Source organism: Rhodococcus sp. NPDC056743 (genome assembly GCF_042790355.1).
Classification (GTDB): domain Bacteria; phylum Actinomycetota; class Actinomycetes; order Mycobacteriales; family Mycobacteriaceae; genus Rhodococcus_F.
Window position 1 is genome coordinate 290,100 of sequence record NZ_JBHTZI010000003.1, and the last position, 18,586, is coordinate 308,685.

Below are 18,586 nucleotides of genomic sequence, written 5' to 3' on the forward strand. Positions count from 1 at the left end.
GCGCGCAGTGTCGAAGAGGCGCAGGCTTCGCACTCAACCTCAAGTAGGGTGCATTCAGGCCCGTCGCGGTCAGACCGCCGATAACGACCTCGGATTCGTCCACACACTCGCGTGTGGACGAGCGCCGAACTGCACCCGGATGAGAGATGTCTGCTCCTACACATTTGGTCTTCACGCCCTTGCACATGAGCGGTCCTCTTCACGCCGCAGTCCCGCCGAACGTCGATCTCGACGACGTAGTGGCCGACGTGGCTCAGAATGGCGTGTCCGCACCGGCCGCCGATGTCCCTGCGCTGGTGGACGTCGTCGCCGATGCCCGCGAGCGGGGGATCGATTTGAGTGTGATCGTTCTCGACGCCAATCCTTCGCGCGATACCGATCTCCGGGATCTGGCGACGACGGTCGGCGAATCCGAGAGCGGCACGATCTTGGTGATGAGTCCGGATTGGATGGGCAGTTCCAGCGATTCGATCAGTCGAGTACAGCTCGAAACCGCGCAGGATCGTTCATTCGGTGACAGTTCTGCTGCGATCGCTGATCGCTTTTCTCATGAGATTGTCCAGCCGGGTCCGCCGTGGGCCTTGTATACGGTCCTTCTCGTGGCGATCGTGGCTGTTTTTGCTGCAATTACTTTTGTCGTCAAATGGCGTCGGCGCCCCGAACCCGTAGAAATTGACCAGGTGAACGAGCCTTCGGAACAAACCTTCGGACACGCCGGATCCGCTTGACGCTCGCGCACCTCCGCGAGCGTCGACAAGCAGGTACCCACCAGCATTTGTGGTGAGTACCTGCTTTTTCATTCAGATACTGCCATCCACCTGGGTGAAATACCCGATGTGTTATTTGGGGCTAAAGTTTCCAAAGTTCTCTCAAGTGTCGTACGGTACAACTGGCACTTTTTGGGGAAGAAGTGTCGCAGAAAGATGGCTGTTGTTCGATGGACTGCGCACGACGCCACCCGAAACTGGGCGGCGCCGAGCGTTGCCCTCGAACGGCGGGTTAGCGACAAGCGGTAGCTACTTCGCTACATCTTGTCGGTGACGCCACACGGCGTCATAGCTTCCTGCGCATTCCCTCCCCGCACGGATCGGCGACCCAGCGGGCCCGTGGCGTACACGCGAGGGAGAGTTATTTGTGAGCCAAGTAACACGAGGCGGATTCGGCCGTCGTAAACCTTCCCGAGCGTCGTCCCGCCTGGCACAACTGGTTATCGGTGCGGGCATCGTCACTGCCCTGGTTGTCGGAAACCCCGGTGTCGGAGCGTCTGTCCCGCCGCCCCCGCCCAACCCCAGCGACTCCGAAATTGCTTCCGCAGATTCGCAGGTTTCATCGAGCGTCAGCACGGTCAGCGCCCTCATCAACCAGGTTGCCGCGGCAAATGAGCAGTTGTCTGCACTCGACAACGAAGTTGCCGTCAAACGCGAAGACGTCAACAAGACACTCGTCGACCTGCAGAACGCACGAGGCGCTGCCGATGCCGCAGCCCAAGCCGTCGGCATCACCAAACAAGCACTCCGCGACGCCGGCGCACAGATCGACGTAGCGCAGAGCGACTTCGACAAGTACGCCCGATCGAGTTACGTGCAGGGCACCAATACCGCGTCCATCTCGTCGTTCCTCGACGCCAAGGGCCCGGGCGACGTCCTCGATCGAGCGCAGGTCCTCAAACTTCTCTCGAACACCCAGCGTGCCGTGCTCGACGGTTTGCAGCGCGCACGAACCGAACAGGCGAACAAGGACTCCGCGACCCGGCAGGCCAAGCTGGACGCCGACGCGGCCGCCGAAATCGCGGCAAACCTTCAGGCTCTTGCCGAGCAGGCCATCGCGATCGCCCGCAATGCACTCGACCAGCAGGTAGTCAAGAAGGCGTCCATCGAATCGGAGCGCAATTCCGCGCAGGCTCAACTCGATGCTGCCCGCAATGCGGTTGCCGGTTTGCAAGGACAACGCCAGGCATACGCGACGTGGGACGAACAGCGGAAAGCTGAAGAAGCTCATCAGGCTGCACTCGAAGCGGCAGCCAAGGAAGCAGCTGAGCAAGCGGCAGCCCGCGCCGCCGCCGATCAGGCTGCCAAGGACCGTGCCGCTGCATTGGCTGCTGCTCAGCGTCCGCACACTGCCGTCGAAGATCCGACTCCGACAGTCATTCCCGATGACGACGACGAGACGGATACCGACACGAGCACCGATTCGGACTCGGATACGGATACTCCGGTAGTTACTCCGAAACCCACAACCCCCAAGCCGGCAACTCCCAAGCCGACGGTGCCGTCGGTGTCCGGAAGCGCCGCAATCGAATCCGTCATCGACCGCGGTATGTCGCAGATCGGTATCCAGTACGCCTGGGGCGGCGGCGACGAGAACGGGCCGACCCGAGGAATTCGTGACGGCGGGGTCGCGGACAGTTACGGAGACTTCAACAAGATCGGGTTCGACTGCTCAGGTCTGATGATCTATGCATTTGCCGGAATCGGTATCTCGTTGCCGCATTACACCGGCTACCAGTACACCGCAGGCAAGCAGGTTCCGTCGTCCGAAATGAAACGCGGCGACATGATCTTCTACGGGCCGAACGCAAGTCAGCACGTGGCGCTGTACCTCGGTGACGGGCAGATGCTCGAAGCACCGCAGTCCGGTTCCAGTGTGAAAGTTTCACCCGTTCGGTGGGGCGGGATGACCCCGTACGCCGTGCGGTTGGTGTCCTGATCTCGCGGGAAGGCTGAACCCGTTCATCCTTCGATGTCCGATTCGTTGCATGTGTTGACGTGGTGTTGCGGCATCACGAGCAACTACCTGGAATAGTTGGCGGGGAACACGTTACTGTCGGAACTTTTCTAGGTGAAAGCGATGGATTCTTGGTGACCTCACGTGAAGATTCGATCGGATCGGTCGACGTACACAAGGCGAGTGGAAATTCCGACGGGGTAGCTCCGTCGCTCGCCGCCGACGTTCCGTCGCTCGCCACCGACGTCCAGACTCTGGAACGAGCGATTTACGAGGTCAAACGCGTCATTGTCGGCCAGGACCGTTTGGTCGAGCGGATACTTGTCGGACTACTGGCAAAGGGACACGTCCTCCTCGAGGGTGTCCCCGGTGTGGCAAAGACACTGGCCGTCGAGACCTTCGCGAAGGTGGTCGGCGGATCGTTCTCCCGCGTGCAGTTCACCCCGGACCTCGTACCCACCGACTTGATCGGAACGCGCATCTACCGACAGGGACGCGAAGAGTTCGATACCGAACTCGGCCCGGTGGTCGCAAACTTCGTCCTCGCCGACGAGATCAACCGCGCACCGGCAAAGGTGCAGTCGGCTTTGCTCGAAGTCATGGCCGAGCGTCACGTCTCGATCGGTGGCAAGCGCTACCACATGCCCGACCCGTTCCTGGTCATGGCGACGCAGAACCCCATCGAGAACGAGGGTGTGTATCCTCTCCCGGAAGCACAGCGTGACCGCTTCCTGTTCAAGATCCTGGTCGATTACCCGACAGTCGAAGAAGAACGCGAGATCGTGTACCGGATGGGCGTCGCCGCGCCGGAACCGCACCAGATCCTCGGCCCCGAAGAGTTGGTTCGACTCCAGCGCGTTGCGAGCAACGTCTTTGTCCACCATGCCCTGGTCGACTACGTGGTTCGGGTTATCGCAGCCACCCGTACGCCGAGGGAATTCGGCCTCGACGACGTTGCCGGCTGGATCGCGTACGGAGCGTCGCCGCGCGCAACTCTCGGCATCATTGCCGCCTCCCGGGCGCTCGCCCTCGTGCGTGGCCGTGATTACGTTGTCCCGCAGGACGTCGTCGAGGTCATCCCGGACGTGTTGCGCCACCGCCTCGTGTTGTCGTACGACGCCCTTGCCGACGAGGTAACCCCAGATGCCGTCATCGCGCGAGTGCTGCAGACGGTCGGTCTTCCTCAGATCGCCGCACGCCCGGTGCCCACCGCCGCTGGACCGCAACCGGTACCGGGACAACCGGTAGGTCAGCCGATGCAGCAACCCCAGCAGAGCGCACCGCAGTTCAATCCCTCGGGAAACGGTGCGCAGTTCATGAGCCCTGATCCGATGAGTCGCCCGCAGTGACGGAAAGTCACCTTCCCGGTCATGCCGGTGCACCGCCGTCGTTCGAGTCCGGTGAACTTCGTGACCCACGGCTGACCGCGGCATTGCGGACACTCGAGTTGACGGTCCGCCGCCGGCTCGACGGGGTGTTGCACGGTGATCACCTCGGACTCATCCCCGGTCCCGGATCCGAGCCCGGCGAAGCTCGGGAGTATCAGCCGGGTGACGATGTGCGACAGATGGATTGGTCTGTCACCGCGCGTACGACGCACCCGCATGTGCGGCAGTCGGTGGCCGATCGGGAACTCGAGACGTGGTTGGTGATCGACCTGTCCGCGAGCCTTGATTTCGGTACTGCAGGTTGTGAGAAGCGCGATCTGGTTGTCGCGGCCGCTGCGGCGGTGACGCACCTGACCAGTTCGGGCGGCAATCGCGTCGGCGCCATCATTTCCACGGGCGCTCAGATGACACGGATTCCGGCCAGGGGAGGCCGCGTCCACGCTCAGGCGATGCTTCGCAAGATCGCGACCACTCCGCACGCTCCGGACGGTGTGCGCGGAGATCTGGTGGGCGCCATCGAGGCGTTACGACGCCCACAGCGTCGTCGTGGGTTGGCCGTCGTGATCAGTGATTTCCTGGGTCCGACGGACTGGGAACGTCCGTTGCGTGCCATTGCCGGTCGACACGACGTGCTGGGGATCGAAGTGGTGGATCCTCGTGACCTCGAACTGCCCGATGTCGGTGACGTCGTATTGCATGACCCGGAATCCGGTCGGACACGCGAGTTCTCGACCACTCCACAGTTGCGCGCGGATTTTGCCCGCGCTGCCGCGGAACATCGCGTCGAGGTCCAGCAGGCACTCCGTCGGTGTGGGGCGCCGCTCATGTCACTGCACACCGATCGTGACTGGATCGCCGACGTGGTTCGATTCATCTCGGCACGCCGCCACAGCTTCGGTGTCGGCGCCGGAACTGGGGGCGTTCGTTCGTGAGTCTTTCTCAATTCACTTCGCCGTGGTGGCTGCTGTTCCTCGCCGTTATCGCCGCGTTGGTGGCCGGGTACGTCTATGTGCAGAAGCAGCGTCAGAGACACACGCTGCGATTCACCAACTTCGATCTCCTCGAGAAGGTAGCCCCGTCCCGTCCCGGCCGGTGGCGTCACGTTTCCGCCATTCTGATGGTGATCTCGTTGGTGTTCTTCACCGTCGCGCTGGCCGGACCCACTGCGGACAAGAAGGTTCCGCGCAACCGGGCCACGGTCATCCTGGTGATCGACGTATCGCTGTCCATGCAGGCTACGGATGTGGAACCGACACGCCTCGCGGCCGCACAGGAAGCAGCTAAATCGTTTGCCGACGGATTGACACCCGGTATCAACCTCGGGTTGGTCGCTTTCGCCGGAACCGCGTCGGTGTTGGTGTCTCCCACGACAAATCGCGACGCGACGAAGGTTGCCATCGACAATCTCAAGCTCAGCGAGCGAACTGCGACCGGCGAAGCGATCTTCACGTCACTGCAGTCGATCGACACGTTGTCGGCTGTTCTCGGCGGCAGCGATCAGGCTCCACCGGCGCGGATCGTGTTGCTCTCCGACGGCAAGCAGACGGTCCCCGATAATTCGGATGACCCGCGCGGCGGATTCACTGCAGCACGTCAGGCCAAGGACAAAGGTGTCCCGATCTCGACGATCTCGTTCGGCACGACGTACGGCCGCGTCGAAATCGAGGGTGATCGCATTCCCGTTCCTGTCGACGACGCCTCGCTGAAGGAAATCGCGAATCTGTCCGGGGGAAGTTTCTTCACCGCGTCCAGCCTCGAAGAGTTGCGCGCTGTCTACGACACGCTCGAAGAGCAGATCGGATTCGAGACCGCCCGCGGCGATGCAAGCAAGCCGTGGTTGATTCTCGGAGTTCTCTTTGCCACCGCAGGTTTGATCGTTGCCTTGGTTACCCGCCAACGACTGCCATAACCCCGCACTGTTTCCGCTCGTCCGAATACTGCCGGAACCCGGCCCTCGAATTGATAGGTTGATCGCCATGTCTACCCCTTCCACCCCCGTGGTGTCAGAACGGACCGTCACCACTCCGCGCTCGGTTCTGGTCACCGGCGGCAACCGCGGAATCGGCCTGGCCGTCGCGCAGCGCTTGGCCGCAGACGGACACAAGGTTGCGGTCACCCACCGCGGCAGCGGCGCACCTGAAGGCCTCTTCGGTGTTGTCTGCGACGTCACCGATTCCGAGTCGATCGACCGCGCGTTCAAAGAGGTCGAGGCACATCAGGGTCCCGTCGAGGTCATCGTGGCCAATGCCGGCGTCACCGACGACACACTGATCATGCGCATGTCGGAAGATCAGTTCACCAGCGTCATCGACGCCAACCTGACGGGCACGTTCCGCGTTGCAAAGCGGGCGACGCGCTCGATGCTGCGGGCGCGTTTCGGACGCTTCATCTTCCTGGGGTCCGTCGTCGGTCTCGGCGGTGGCCCTGGCCAGGTCAACTACGCGGCGTCCAAGGCCGGCATCGTCGGTATCGCTCGGTCCCTGACTCGGGAACTGGGCTCCCGCTCGATCACGGCCAACGTGGTGGCTCCCGGCTTCATCGAAACCGACATGACCGCCGCACTCGGCGACGACGTGAAAGACAAGGCCACCGAACACATTCCGCTTCAGCGCACCGGCAAGCCGGAAGATGTTGCGGCAGTGGTGAGCTTCCTTGCCTCCGACGATTCGGCGTACGTGTCCGGTGCCGTCATTCCGGTTGACGGTGGACTGGGCATGGGGCACTAGTTTCCCGCTTTCACACATTCCTTTCACTTCGTACGTCTCACTTCAGGAGGACAACTCATGGGCGGTTTGCTCGAGGGTAAGACCATTCTCGTTACCGGCATCATCACCGATTCATCCATCGCATTCCATGTTGCGAGGGTTGCGCAGGAGCAGGGCGCGAAGGTGCTGATCACGGGTTTTGATCGTCTGCGCCTGATCGACCGAATTGCTCAGCGTCTACCGCGGCCGGTGCCGCCGGCCATCTCACTCGACGTCCAGAACGCGGAAGATCTTGCCACTTTGGCCGATCGGGTTCGCGAATTGGCTCCGGAGGGCATCGACGGTGTTGTGCACTCCATCGGCTTTGCGCCGCGCTCCTGCCTGGGCAGCCCGTTCATGGACGCACCGTGGAGTGACGTCGCCGTTGCACTCGAGGTGTCCGCCTACTCGTACAGCGCCCTCGCCAAGGCACTGCTGCCGGTACTGAACGACAAGGCGTCCATCGTCGGTATGGACTTCGATCCGTCACGTGCGATGCCGTTCTACAACTGGATGGGTGTCTCCAAGGCCACCCTCGAGGCAGTGAACCGGTACGTCGCCAAAGAGGTCGGCGTCCGTGGCATCCGCTCCAATCTTGTTGCGTCCGGCCCGATCAAGACGCTTGCGGCCAAGGCTATTGCCGGCGACAGTACCGGCCCGGGTGCCGAGTTGGACAAGCTCAACACCGGCTGGGACAGTGCAGCGCCCATCGGCTGGGACGTCGAAGATCGTGAAACCGTTGCGAAGACGGTCTGCACCATTCTCTCGGATTGGCTGCCGGGCACAACGGCGTCGATCATCTACGTCGACGGCGGATTCCACGCAATGGTGGGTTAGCACGGTGTTTCGGGTTCGCCTTCGTCTTCGCGGCGAACTATGCCCAGGTGAAGGCGAACTCGGAGGGCACCGATGATCGGACCCGTCGACGACGTGTCGGTAGGAAACTGGATCAGGCCCCGGTTGTCCACGGGGTGGGGGTCGCTGACGGCTGTTGTACCTTCGGGTTTCGACGCGTACGTGCGTGTTCTCCATCCCGTCGATGTCGACGGCGATCATGTGGTCCGTTGGCGTGATGTTGCGGCCGCAACCGGGCGACGGGTTCATCCGCTGGTGCAGTGGTGGCGTTTGATCGACGCAACTGATTCCGTGAATCCGCGCAGCGAGTTGTGGGACGGCGGCGAACCCGATACCGGATCACTCGATCCGCCGGACAACCAGCGTCTCGTAGATCTTCTTGCGGGCCACACAAATTCACCGGGAAATGCCTATTTTGCGGTGTGGGAGGGCAACGGCTTCTTTCATCCCGGAGCTACGGCGATCTATGGCGCCGGGCGGCCACAGTTCCGCCCCGCACCCGTTGTGTCGCTGGCCCGGGAACTGAATGCCGGGCCGCGATTGCGGCACCCTGGACGAGATTACGTTCTGCTCTCGGGACCGCTCCGTGACGCGTCCACAATTCCCGATCTACTCGGCGCGAAACCGTGGACGCCGTCCGCGAATCTCGTCTGGCCGCAGGACCATTCGTGGTGCATTGCCACGGAGGTCGATTTCGACTCAACTCTGGTGGGGTGCAGTCGCGCCGCGGCAAACGAGATCCTGGAATGCCCTGACCTCGAATCGTTCCCGGTCAGCCCGAACGATTCGTTGCAATACGACGCTGATGTCGTGAATACCTGACACCTCCGGCCGGTAGGGAGAGCCTCGTTCACGCTTGACGAGAGTGGTGTGCATCACGCACACTTTTCCACAGAACCGGACATTCGGTCAAGACGTCGGTAGGTGGGATGGATACGGTCTTGTATCGCCGACGCCGGATACACAGGGGGTTGGGCACGATGGAGCCACTGAGCGCTCGTCGAACGGTCAGGTCCGCGATTGTTGCCGCAGCGGCCGTGTTACTACTGCCGGTGGTCGGCGCCGCAGCAGCGCCCGAGTCCGCCCCCGGTACGGTCTACGAATCCCACGACGTCGGCAGCAAAGCGGTAGAGCGGGCTGCGTGTAATGCGGATTCTCGACCGGAAACCGGACTGCAAGGCGATGTTCCCGCCGACGATCGAAACAATGGACGCAGCCGAACAGGCTACAGCTGCAACATCTCTCGGTTGGGCGGCTATGAGGGCCGGGGCGGCGGAATCACCTCCACCAGTTTCGAGCACTGCGCGTACGTCGGCAGCTTCTTCCCTGGAAATCTCCTCGGACCGACGCAAGGTGTGCAGGTTGTCGATGCCTCCGACCCCGCAAACCCGAAACTCACTGCAACGCTGACCGAACCGGCCATGCTCGCAGGAACCTGGGAGAGCCTCAAGGTCAACACGCAGCGAAAGCTACTGGTAGGAACGGGAGTTCCCCTGCTGACCGGTGTGGGCCTGATGTCGGTGTACGACATCTCCGATTGCGCTCATCCGAAACTGCTCAATCCGGGACCGGGAACGGATCTGGGGATGCTGCTGCCCATCACATCGCATGAGGGTGGGTTCTCCCCGGACGGCAATACCTACTGGTCCTCCGGTACCGCGCCTGGCATTGTCAGCGCTGTCGACCTGACCGATCCCACGACTCCGAAGGTTGTGTGGCAGGACCTGGTCGGGCTGTCGACTCACGGGATCGGAGTCAGCGACGACGGAAATCAGCTGTACCTGTCGAACAATATGGGCGGCATTCACGTACTCGACGTCAGTGCGGTGCAGCGACGGGACCCCAATCCACACGTGCGTCAACTCTCGCAGTTGTCGTGGACCGACGGCTGGGCGACGCAGCACAGTATTCCGGTGAACTACGACGGCGCACCGTATCTGTTCACCGTCGACGAGGGCGGTTCGGGCGGAGTCAAACTTATCGATGTCTCCGACCCGGTCCGGCCGGCGATCGCCAATTCGATCAAGCTCGAAATCAACCTTCCCGAAAATCAGGATTCTTCCCTGGCCTCGGCGTCCGGTGGTTCAGCATTTGCCTATGAATCGCACTACTGCGCAGCGGATCGCCCGAACAATCCCGCGGCTCTCGCGTGTGGGTGGATTTCGTCCGGGATCAGGGTCTTCGATGTTCGAGACCCGTTCGACGTCCGGGAAATCGCCTACTACAACCCGCCGGCGAAGACCGGGAACAATCTTGCGTTGACAAACTCACCGCACGCGTTGGCATCGATTCTGGGTGTTCCCATCCTCAGTGCACCGGCGATCGGCCAGTCGATTATCAGTGGGCAATTCGACCCGAACCAAGCCCTCAGCTCGCGGACCGGGATGATCGGGCTAGGCGACATATCCACGGACTGGTGCTTCTCGGCACCGGAGTGGCGTGGCAACAATCTCTGGGTTACGTGCGCCGACAACGGATTCATGGCGTTGCAGCTCGATCCCGACGTCTACTCGCCGCCTGCTGATCAGCACTCGACCGTCGGGTCGTGACGGTGACGCGAGTAGTGCGTATCGCGGCGTTCAGTTCCCTTGCCGTGATGCTGGTTGTGCTCGGTGCGGCACTGCGTCCGCTGATGATCACGGAGCAGTCGACGTCCGCAGAGATTCTGAGCGACAACGAAATCGGGTTTGTTCACGACATGGTGGCGCATCATCAGCAAGCGCTGTTCATCGCCCAGCGACTGAACGTCGATGTCGATCCGGCAGTCGGCAGGCTTGCGCAACAGATCGAGGACACTCAACGGACCGAGATCGGGATGATGCTCGGCTGGCTGAGGCTCGCCGATGTGACCCCGGGTAGTCGCACCCCCATGGAATGGATGCACGAAGCGTCGGCCACCACCGACCTTGCTGCGCACCACGGAGCCCCGACGTCAGCCGCAATTCCCGGCGAGTCACGGATGCCCGGGATGGCGACCATAGCCGAACTCGACGCACTCAGTGCCGCTACGGGGATCGACGCCGAAGTGCTGTTCCTGCAACTGATGGAGCGTCATCACCGCGGCGGGATCATCATGGCCCAAGCGGCTAACGAATTTCTTGCCGATGGCCCGGTCAAACAAACAGCCCGCGACATGATCACCACCCAGGGGCAGGAATCGGGCCTGATGACTCTCATGCTCGCTCAGCGTGGTGCCCAACCTCTCCGGTAATCGACCCGTGAATCCAACAATGAACAGTGTTCATTTGTTCTGGTACGTTCAGCTCCAGGAGCAGGCGTCACCACTGCGTACCGGCACAGATGCAGTGCCGGTGCAGACTCGAGGGAGATTCATCGATGCGAATCGGCATCAGTACACCGGTCGTGAGCGTCATCCCCGGCCGGACGGCAGATTGGGAACTGGACGCGGGGATCGCGGAAATCGCAGAGATTGCACAACATGCCGATCGGCTCGGCTTCCATTTCGTGACATGCAGCGAACACATCGGTATGCCGCCGGGAGTGTGGTCGCCGCAACTGCCGAATGGACGCGGAACGCGCTATTGGGATCCTCTGGCCACCCTGTCATATCTGGCGGGAAAGACCGAGCACCTCCGCCTGGTGACGAATGTTCTGGTTCTCGGCTATCACCATCCTCTCGAGATCGCCAAGCGATACGGGACTCTGGACCAGATGAGCGGCGGCCGCGTTGTTCTGGGCCTGGGGGTCGGGACCGTCGAGGCGGAGTTCAAGGTACTGGGTGTGCCGTTCGAAGGACGTGGCCCGCGTGCCGACGACGCGATGCGCGCACTACGCGCGTCGCTGTCACAGCGGGAACCGGAGTATCACGGCGAGTTCTACGATTTCGACGGATTGGTCATCGATCCCCATGCGATCCAGCCGCGCGTGCCGCTCTGGGTAGGCGGGCACAGTAAACGCGCACTGCGACGGGCCGTGACACTCGGCGACGGGTGGATGCCCGGCGCACCGGACATGGATACCCTCCGGACAATGTTGGCCGGATTTCCGGAGCGTCCGCAGGGCTTCGAGGTGATTTGCGGAGCTGACTCCCTGGACCCGGTTGCTCACCCTGATGAGGTGGAGGAAACGCTGGCCGAGATGGAAGAAGCGGGCGTCACGATGGTCCCGTTCCGGCCGGTTCACCGTTCCTTCGCGCACTATCTGGAACAGCTCGATGCGCTCGCCGTGTTGGAGAACTTCACGCCGCTGTGAGCGCGCGGTGTTCTCGACCGGGCGGTGTTCTCGACCGGGCGATGGGTGTGCGGCCCAACATTCACGTGCCCGCTACCTCTGCGTCCCGGGTGACCAGGCAAGTCCACTGTCTTAAATGTGCCTCCCGGCTCAACCACGTGAAGTGCCGTTGTTAGTTCTACTACAGCAGCGCGTACCCGGGTTTTGTCTGCCGAACGGCATCGCGCAAGATTGAAGGTATGACTGCTGGTGTTGACGACAAGTTCGATGCACTTCTCGTATTGTCGTTCGGCGGTCCCGAAAAACCGGAGGACGTCCGACCCTTTCTCGAAAACGTCACGCGGGGAAGGGGAGTACCACCGGAACGCCTCGACGCGGTCGTGGAGCACTACATGCATTTCGGTGGAGTTTCACCGATCAATGCACTCAATCGAGACCTGATCGAGCGAGTCCGGGGCGAACTGGCAACGGCTGAACTGGACCTTCCGATCTACTTCGGAAACCGCAACTGGCACCCCATGGTCGAGGACACCGTTGCGAAGATGCGCGACGACGGTATCCGCAACGCGGCTGTGTTCGCCACATCCGCTTGGGGTGGTTACTCGGGGTGCCGTCAGTATCACGAGGACATTGTGCGAGCCCGTACTGCGGTGGGGGACGGCGCACCTACCTTGACTAAACTTCGCCAGTATTACGACCATCCATTGGTCATCGGGTCGTTTGCCGACGGCGTCGAGGCTGCGCGCGCGACTCTGCCACAGGCAACTCGCGGCGATGCACGACTGGTCTTCACCGCGCATTCGGTGCCGATTGCCGCAGACAGAAATGCCGGACCGCCCGAGATGGGCGGAAACCTGTACAGCCGTCAGGTTGCTGAAGCCGCGCGTCTGGTCGCCGCGGCGGTCGGTGTCGACGATTTTGATCTTGTGTGGCAGTCACGGTCCGGGCCGCCGCAGGTGCCGTGGCTCGATCCTGATATCTGTGATCATCTGGATGTGTTGTCCACCAAGGACATTCGTGCGGTGATCGTCTGTCCCGTCGGGTTTGTCTCCGACCACCTCGAAGTGGTGTGGGATCTCGATACCGAAGCCAAGGACAAAGCTGCAGAACTCGGAATGGATTTTGTACGGGCGGCGACGCCAGGCCGAGACCCACGTTTTGCTCGGTTGGTGCCGACGCTTATTACCGAACGTCTGGCCGGCGAGCCGCCGCTCCGCCTCGGGGCCGAGCCGCTACTCGGCTCGACCACCAACGGCGTTTCCTGTGCGGTCAACTGTTGTGCAGCAGTGCAGCGGCCCCAGCGTTAGGTCATCTGCAGCGCTAGGCCCATCTGCAACGCTAGGCCCATCTGCAGCGCTAGGCGTTGGGCTGCTTCAGCTTTCCGCACGGCCCGGGCACCGTCGACGTGCTTCGTGAGGTCAGCAGGGTGCTGACGATCGCCTGGTCTTCGGCGCTCAGCGACGGATCGATGTAATTGAGCGCCGGAGCACCCAGTTCACGGACGCGACCGGCGAGGGTTGCGACAAACGACACCTTCTCTTCGTCGCCTCGGTTCACCTCGTGAATCTGGAGGACAGACACCGGGAACTTGCGCAGTGTGACTGGGAGAAAGCGAGCGGCCAGGACCTGGTCGACGTTGAATCCGGCCCAGACTCCCTGATTTGCTTCCACACATTCGGCGTCGGAGTGCGCTGCACTCTCGCCGATGTACTTGCGCGGCGGGACCAACTTCTTGGGGGCAAGCTCGGAGGCGCCCTGCTGCAGGACCGGATAGTCACCGTCCGTGTACATCCACGGCTGGTTTGCCATGGTGATCAGGCGGCCCGCGTCCAAATCGGGTAGGTACCGGGACTTGAGGAGGAAGGCAACGCTGTCGACCGAGATGCCCAACAGTTCGGCGGCCTTCTGACGGCTCATGGCGAAGGTCGGCGTGTTCTTGGGGGCGATCTGGATCAGGTTGACCATGGGAACTCCTGTAGATGTTCAGTTGTTGCGGGCGTGTCGGTACAGCTGACATGACTATTCGGTGATTATCAACCTCTAGCTCGTTTTCATGGCCTAGGTGAGTGTGATGTCACCATCCGAGCTCTCTCAGACGAGGATCGCCGATGCCGAAGTGATGCCCGATCTCGTGAATGACGGTGCGTCGAACCTGCTCGACAACCTCGTCCTCGGTGGAACAGATCGAGCAGATCGATCGGCGATAGATGGTGATGCGGTCGGGCAGTACTCCGGCATACGTGGTTGTTCGCTTCGTGAGCGGAATTCCCTGGTACAAACCGAGGAGTCCGGGTGGGCCTCCTTCGAGTTGAACGGTGACCGCAACGTTGGCCATTTCACCACCGAGTTTGGGTGGCAGCGTGTCCAAGGCGCGTTTGACCATTTCCTCGAACTGAGCGTCGTCGACGTCGATCATCTGCCTATTGTGCGGGTATCGCGTCGCTCCGGGTGTGTCCATCTGGAAACAGTGCAGCGTGCGGCTAAGTTAGTGGAGTGGCCGATGATCTGTACCAGCGTTACGAATTCACGTTTATCGTTCCTTTGCTGACGCACTCGCAGGAACAGATGCTCGCCGACTCCCTGGGTGGACGGGTGGAGGAGCGAAAAGGTCTGCAGTTGTTGACTCTTACTGCGGAGGGTATGCGGGCAGCGACTACCGCGATCACTCTTGTCGACCAACTTGTCGGCTCCGGTGTGCGACCCGAGCGGACTCATCCGGATCTGGTGTCCCGGCAGGACATCGCAGATCGCGCCGGAGTGACGCGGCAAGCCGTCGGGCAGTGGGTGCGAGGAGTGCGGCAAGCGTCGACGCCTTTCCCGGTTCCCTACAACTCGGTGGCAGGGGGCATCTGGTTCTGGGGAGATGTCCTGGCGTGGTTACGCCGCCAGGGGTACGGGCAGGACACCGGTTTGCGTTACCCGTCGTTGGACGAGCACATCCGGATCGACCGGCATATCGCGATCAATCACAAAATCTCGTAAAGCGCACCGGCAAACTATTTGCTTGATAGTAGCTGTTGAAACAAACCGACTGTAGGTATATGGTCCCCAAGTACCTAATTCAACCTATCGGTGCGTCGGTCCTGCTTGGGGGAGCCTGGTCTACGCCGCAGATACCCGAGTATGCAAGCAGGGGAATTCATGGTTTCGACCCCCAGGGCGGTTTCGTCAGCTGTGTCGCTGCAGGTTCCGTCAGTCGACGCAATATTGCCACCAGCAACGTCTAGGCAACGTGCCAGTTGGGTGAATGGGCGACGATTGCGCACCGTCGCGTCTGGCCTGTTCACGCGAAACCGGCCAAGTGAGCCGGCGACGCCGACGCTGACGGTTCTTCTGCTTGTCACCTCGGACAACGGGCTGTCGCAGCGGGCTGCGCTGGTGCTGCGGGAGGCGGGGCATCGGGTGCGGACGGCAGTGGTGTCGGACGCGGAGTCGGCGCTAGCCGCCACTGCGGCCGCCGACTTCGACCTCATCATCTGCCCGTACTTGAAAGCGTATATCCCGGAATCGATTTGGTCTCGGTGGACCACGATCATCATTCATCCCGGCCCGCCGGGGGATCGAGGTCCTTCTTCGCTGGACTGGGCGATCAGCGATGGTGAAAGCAGATGGGGTGTTACGGCATTGGAAGCCCGTGAAGAACTCGACGGTGGACCGGTGTGGGCGTGGCGAACTTTCGACCTGCGCGACGGCGCCCCCAAATCTGCGGTGTACAACGATGCGGTTACCGGCGCTGCGGTGGAATGCATTCAGGAAGTGGTCGACAAGTTCGGAACTGCGGGTTTTGCGCCTCTTGCCTCCGAATCGATACCGCGGCCAGTGGCGTCCGCAACGACGCGGCCGGTGATGAAGCAAGCAGATCGCGCGTTCTCGTGGTCTCAGGACGCACAGAGCGTCGTGCGGGCGATCAATGCGGCTGACGGTTCTCCCGGCGTGAACACCGCGCTGGGACTCGACCGCGTCTTTGTCTACGACGCGCATCTCGACGCGCATGTCGACGCGCCGCCCGGCACCATTCTCGAGTATCACCACGAGGCAATCCGCGTTGCCACCGGCGCCGGCACTGTCTGGATCGGGCAAGCGCGCCGGGTGGATCCAGGGAGTTTCAAGCTCCCGGCGACAGCCGTGGTTCGCCCCGGCACTTTTGTCCCGCAGGTGCAGGTAAGCCGGTACCCAGGTATCGACTACCGCCGGGACGGCGATATCGGATACCTTTCGTTTCGTTGTTACAACGGCGCGATGAGCACTGCGCAGTGCCGACGGTTGACCGATCGGCTGCGCTGGGCTGTCGGGCTCGATACCGAGGTGTTGGTGCTGACTGGTGATTACGCCGGATTCAGCAACGGTATTCACCTCAATGTGATCGAGGCCGCCGCCGATCAGGCCGGTGAGGCGTGGTCGAACATCAAAGCCATCAATGCCGTTGCGAGCGAGATCGTCAATTGCACTGATCAGGTTGTCGTGGCAGCCTTCACCGGCAACGCCGGGGCCGGCGGTGTGATGCTTCCGCTCGGAGCGGACATCGTCGCAGCCCGGGCCGGTGTAGTTCTCAATCCGCACTACGCCACGATGGGGTTGTTCGGTTCGGAACTGCACACCTACACACTCCCGGCCCGAGTTGGCGAGTATCAGGCTCGGCGGCTGCTCTCCGAGTGTCAACCCATCAGCATCACTCATGCCCGACAGATCGGACTTGTCGATGAGATCGGACCGCGTGATCAGATTCTGTTCGAGGCGTGGCTCGACAAGATTGCAGCCGACGTTGTGGTCGGAGATCGGCGGGAGTCGATGCTCGAGCGTAAACGATTGCGGCTCGAACGTGATCCCGTTGAGCCGTACGAGCAGCGCGAGCTCGAAGAAATGAAAAGCGATATGTTCGGCAATCGCAACGGATTCGCGGAGAAACGTCGAAACTTCGTGCTCAAGTTGTGAGGGATGGACGGTTCGCTGACTAGTTTCCGCCTGCCGGGTGGTGCGATGCCACACTCGCCACGGCTGCCGTTCGCGCGGATCGTACCGCGGCCCACAATGGTCGCAACAAGGCCTCCCGGGTCTGCGCAGCGGAGATGCTGGGTGGCTGATTGGTCGAATCATGCTCGGCCACAGTCAAAATCGCGGCAACCTGATCAGCGCTGTCGAGGACGCGCAACGCCCGAGGTGCAAGGGAATCCGGGTAGCGGTGATGCGCCAGGTCGGAGAGTGCTTCGGTAATTGCGGCCCGTGCATCGTCGCCCGGAGTTCCGGTGGGGACGGTCTGTAGCGTCAGCAGTGCCGCAGCGGCATCACGGACGGCTTCGCGCATCGCGTATTCAGCTTCCCCGAGTCCGACGTACTCGGCCGGTCCCGTCACGGTCGGCACGGAGTACACACTCCACCGCAGAACATCGGGACCTTCTGTCACCGGCACCAATCCGATGCCGGCAGATCTCGGACCGCCCACGAGGACACCTTCACCGGCACCTAGGGCGGCGGCCGCGAACCCTGTTCCCGCAGGCAACCCCCGCACGTCTCCGGGTGCCGGCAGCACCAATCGCAGATCTCCCGGCGCGATGTTCCCCGCGCGTCGAAGTACTCGGAGCAACATCGGCGCGCCACCGTCGGTAATGCCCGGCCAGTCGAGTCCGAGAGTCGAAGCGGTTTCCGCGTCAGCGGCACCGATCAGATGCATCGGCGCCCACGCCACGAGCGCATCGATGACGTCGTCCGGGGCACTGTCGCCGGCGAGCCATGATGCTGCCCACACGGTGAGCGTTGCGCTGGGAGAACTCATGACAGAAGAGTTTAGTTCGGCGTGGCAACCTGTGTGCCGTGGGCGTCGTCACCTAGCGTTGTCCTGCGTGAGCGGTGGAAACGGATACGGTGACATCTTCGCGGGCCATGCCCGCACCCAGAAGCGCCAAGTGCCTCAGGTCGCGGCGGAGCGCGACCTCGTCGTCGAGGATGCGGCGACGGGATTCTGCGGCGCGGTCGTCGGTTTCGAGCGCACGTACGACGGTGATTTTGTCAGGCTGGAGGACGGTCGCTCACAGAAGCGACTGTTCGCCATGCGTGAGGCTGCCTTCCTCATCGACGGCGCGCCCGTGACGTTGGTGCGTCCGGCACCGAAGGCGGCGTCGGCAAAGCCGGCGAGGTCCGCGTCCGGTTCGACCCGGGTCGAAGGATTACGTGCTCGCACAGCCCTTCCCAGTCGCATCTGGGTCGAAGGTGTCCACGACGCGGCCCTGGTGGAGCGGGTGTGGGGACATGACCTGCGTGTGGAAGGTGTTGTCGTCGAGCACCTCGAGGGTTTGGACAATCTGGGGGAGCGGCTTGCCGAGTTCGGCCCAGGACCCGGACGACGAGTCGGCGTCCTGGTCGATCACCTGGTAACCGGATCGAAGGAAACGCAGCTGACTCAGGGCCTCGGTCCGAACGTGTTGGTGACGGGCCATCCGTACATCGATGTCTGGGAAGCGGTACGTCCGAAGTCCGTCGGAATCACGGCGTGGCCGAAGATTCCGCGGGGTGAGGATTGGAAGACCGGAATTTGCCGTGAACTCGGCTGGGGCACGCCTCAGGAGGGTTGGCGACGGGTCTACAACTCGGTGGAGAGCTTCCGGGACCTGGAAGCTCCCCTGATAGGCGCAGTCGAGCAGTTGGTCGATTTTGTCACCGAGCCGAACCTGACGTAGGCGCGGCGCAGAT

18 protein-coding genes are annotated in these 18,586 nt (G+C 62.2%); 15 read left to right on the plus strand and 3 right to left on the minus strand.

Annotated elements, in window-relative coordinates:
- Positions 1–185: 185 nt before the first annotated feature.
- From ACFRFQ_RS08760 to ACFRFQ_RS08815, 12 genes are all read left to right on the plus strand, one after another.
- Complete coding sequence (locus tag ACFRFQ_RS08760) at positions 186–728, plus strand: DUF6676 family protein (RefSeq protein WP_378655734.1); 543 nt, start codon at positions 186–188, stop codon at positions 726–728.
- Between the two features lie 406 nt (positions 729–1,134).
- A complete protein-coding gene (locus tag ACFRFQ_RS08765; protein WP_378655737.1) occupies positions 1,135–2,706 on the plus strand; it encodes an NlpC/P60 family protein in 1,572 nt (523 codons plus the stop codon).
- Positions 2,707–2,978: 272 nt separating this feature from the next.
- Positions 2,979–4,073 (plus strand): AAA family ATPase, encoded by a 1,095-nt coding sequence (locus ACFRFQ_RS08770; protein WP_378656305.1) that lies wholly within the window; start codon positions 2,979–2,981, stop codon positions 4,071–4,073.
- Positions 4,070–5,044: a DUF58 domain-containing protein gene (locus ACFRFQ_RS08775; RefSeq protein ID WP_045067714.1), complete on the plus strand. Its 975-nt coding sequence runs from the start codon at positions 4,070–4,072 to the stop codon at positions 5,042–5,044. Before ACFRFQ_RS08770 ends, ACFRFQ_RS08775 begins: the two co-directional genes overlap by 4 nt.
- Positions 5,041–6,021 carry a VWA domain-containing protein gene (locus ACFRFQ_RS08780; RefSeq protein ID WP_378655741.1) on the plus strand — a complete coding sequence of 327 codons (981 nt, stop codon included), beginning with the start codon at positions 5,041–5,043 and terminating at the stop codon, positions 6,019–6,021. Before ACFRFQ_RS08775 ends, ACFRFQ_RS08780 begins: the two co-directional genes overlap by 4 nt.
- A gap of 67 nt (positions 6,022–6,088) precedes the next feature.
- Positions 6,089–6,838, plus strand: a complete 750-nt coding sequence (gene fabG1 / locus ACFRFQ_RS08785; RefSeq protein WP_138868549.1) for a 3-oxoacyl-ACP reductase FabG1 — start codon at positions 6,089–6,091, stop codon at positions 6,836–6,838.
- Positions 6,839–6,895: 57 nt separating this feature from the next.
- On the plus strand, positions 6,896–7,693 hold the full coding sequence (gene inhA / locus ACFRFQ_RS08790) for an NADH-dependent enoyl-ACP reductase InhA (RefSeq protein WP_378655744.1): 798 nt from the start codon (positions 6,896–6,898) through the stop codon (positions 7,691–7,693).
- 72 nt (positions 7,694–7,765) lie between these two features.
- Positions 7,766–8,533, plus strand: a complete 768-nt coding sequence (locus ACFRFQ_RS08795) for a hypothetical protein (RefSeq protein WP_378655747.1) — start codon at positions 7,766–7,768, stop codon at positions 8,531–8,533.
- Between the two features lie 158 nt (positions 8,534–8,691).
- Entirely contained in the window at positions 8,692–10,260 is a 1,569-nt protein-coding gene (locus ACFRFQ_RS08800) for an LVIVD repeat-containing protein (RefSeq protein ID WP_378655750.1), read from the plus strand.
- Complete coding sequence (locus ACFRFQ_RS08805; protein WP_378655752.1) at positions 10,257–10,922, plus strand: DUF305 domain-containing protein; 666 nt, start codon at positions 10,257–10,259, stop codon at positions 10,920–10,922. The genes ACFRFQ_RS08800 and ACFRFQ_RS08805 overlap by 4 nt, the downstream gene beginning before the upstream one ends.
- A 125-nt stretch (positions 10,923–11,047) precedes the next feature.
- On the plus strand, positions 11,048–11,923 hold the full coding sequence (locus ACFRFQ_RS08810) for an LLM class F420-dependent oxidoreductase (protein ID WP_378655755.1): 876 nt from the start codon (positions 11,048–11,050) through the stop codon (positions 11,921–11,923).
- A 218-nt stretch (positions 11,924–12,141) separates the two neighbouring features.
- Positions 12,142–13,209: a ferrochelatase gene (locus tag ACFRFQ_RS08815; RefSeq protein ID WP_378655758.1), complete on the plus strand. Its 1,068-nt coding sequence runs from the start codon at positions 12,142–12,144 to the stop codon at positions 13,207–13,209.
- A gap of 49 nt (positions 13,210–13,258) precedes the next feature.
- On the opposite strand, the gene ACFRFQ_RS08820 is transcribed toward ACFRFQ_RS08815, so the two are convergent.
- Positions 13,259–13,867, minus strand: a complete 609-nt coding sequence (locus tag ACFRFQ_RS08820) for a transcriptional regulator (RefSeq protein ID WP_378655761.1) — start codon at positions 13,865–13,867, stop codon at positions 13,259–13,261.
- Positions 13,868–13,976: 109 nt separating this feature from the next.
- Positions 13,977–14,318: a metallopeptidase family protein gene (locus ACFRFQ_RS08825; RefSeq protein ID WP_378656307.1), complete on the minus strand. Its 342-nt coding sequence runs from the start codon at positions 14,316–14,318 to the stop codon at positions 13,977–13,979.
- Positions 14,319–14,395: 77 nt separating this feature from the next.
- Here ACFRFQ_RS08825 and ACFRFQ_RS08830 point away from each other — a divergent pair, with 77 nt between their 5' ends.
- Together ACFRFQ_RS08830 and ACFRFQ_RS08835 are read left to right on the plus strand one after the other, a co-directional pair.
- Positions 14,396–14,884 (plus strand): hypothetical protein, encoded by a 489-nt coding sequence (locus tag ACFRFQ_RS08830; protein WP_378655763.1) that lies wholly within the window; start codon positions 14,396–14,398, stop codon positions 14,882–14,884.
- Between the two features lie 261 nt (positions 14,885–15,145).
- On the plus strand, positions 15,146–16,834 hold the full coding sequence (locus tag ACFRFQ_RS08835) for an enoyl-CoA hydratase-related protein (protein WP_378655766.1): 1,689 nt from the start codon (positions 15,146–15,148) through the stop codon (positions 16,832–16,834).
- A gap of 19 nt (positions 16,835–16,853) precedes the next feature.
- On the opposite strand, the gene ACFRFQ_RS08840 is transcribed toward ACFRFQ_RS08835, so the two are convergent.
- Complete coding sequence (locus ACFRFQ_RS08840) at positions 16,854–17,672, minus strand: hypothetical protein (protein WP_378655769.1); 819 nt, start codon at positions 17,670–17,672, stop codon at positions 16,854–16,856.
- Positions 17,673–17,739: 67 nt separating this feature from the next.
- Between ACFRFQ_RS08840 and ACFRFQ_RS08845 the strand changes: the two genes are divergently transcribed.
- The gene (locus ACFRFQ_RS08845) at positions 17,740–18,573 is read left to right on the plus strand and encodes a DUF3097 domain-containing protein (RefSeq protein ID WP_378655772.1); all 834 of its coding nucleotides are present in this window, start codon (positions 17,740–17,742) and stop codon (positions 18,571–18,573) included.
- The last annotated feature ends 13 nt before the right edge of the window (positions 18,574–18,586 follow it).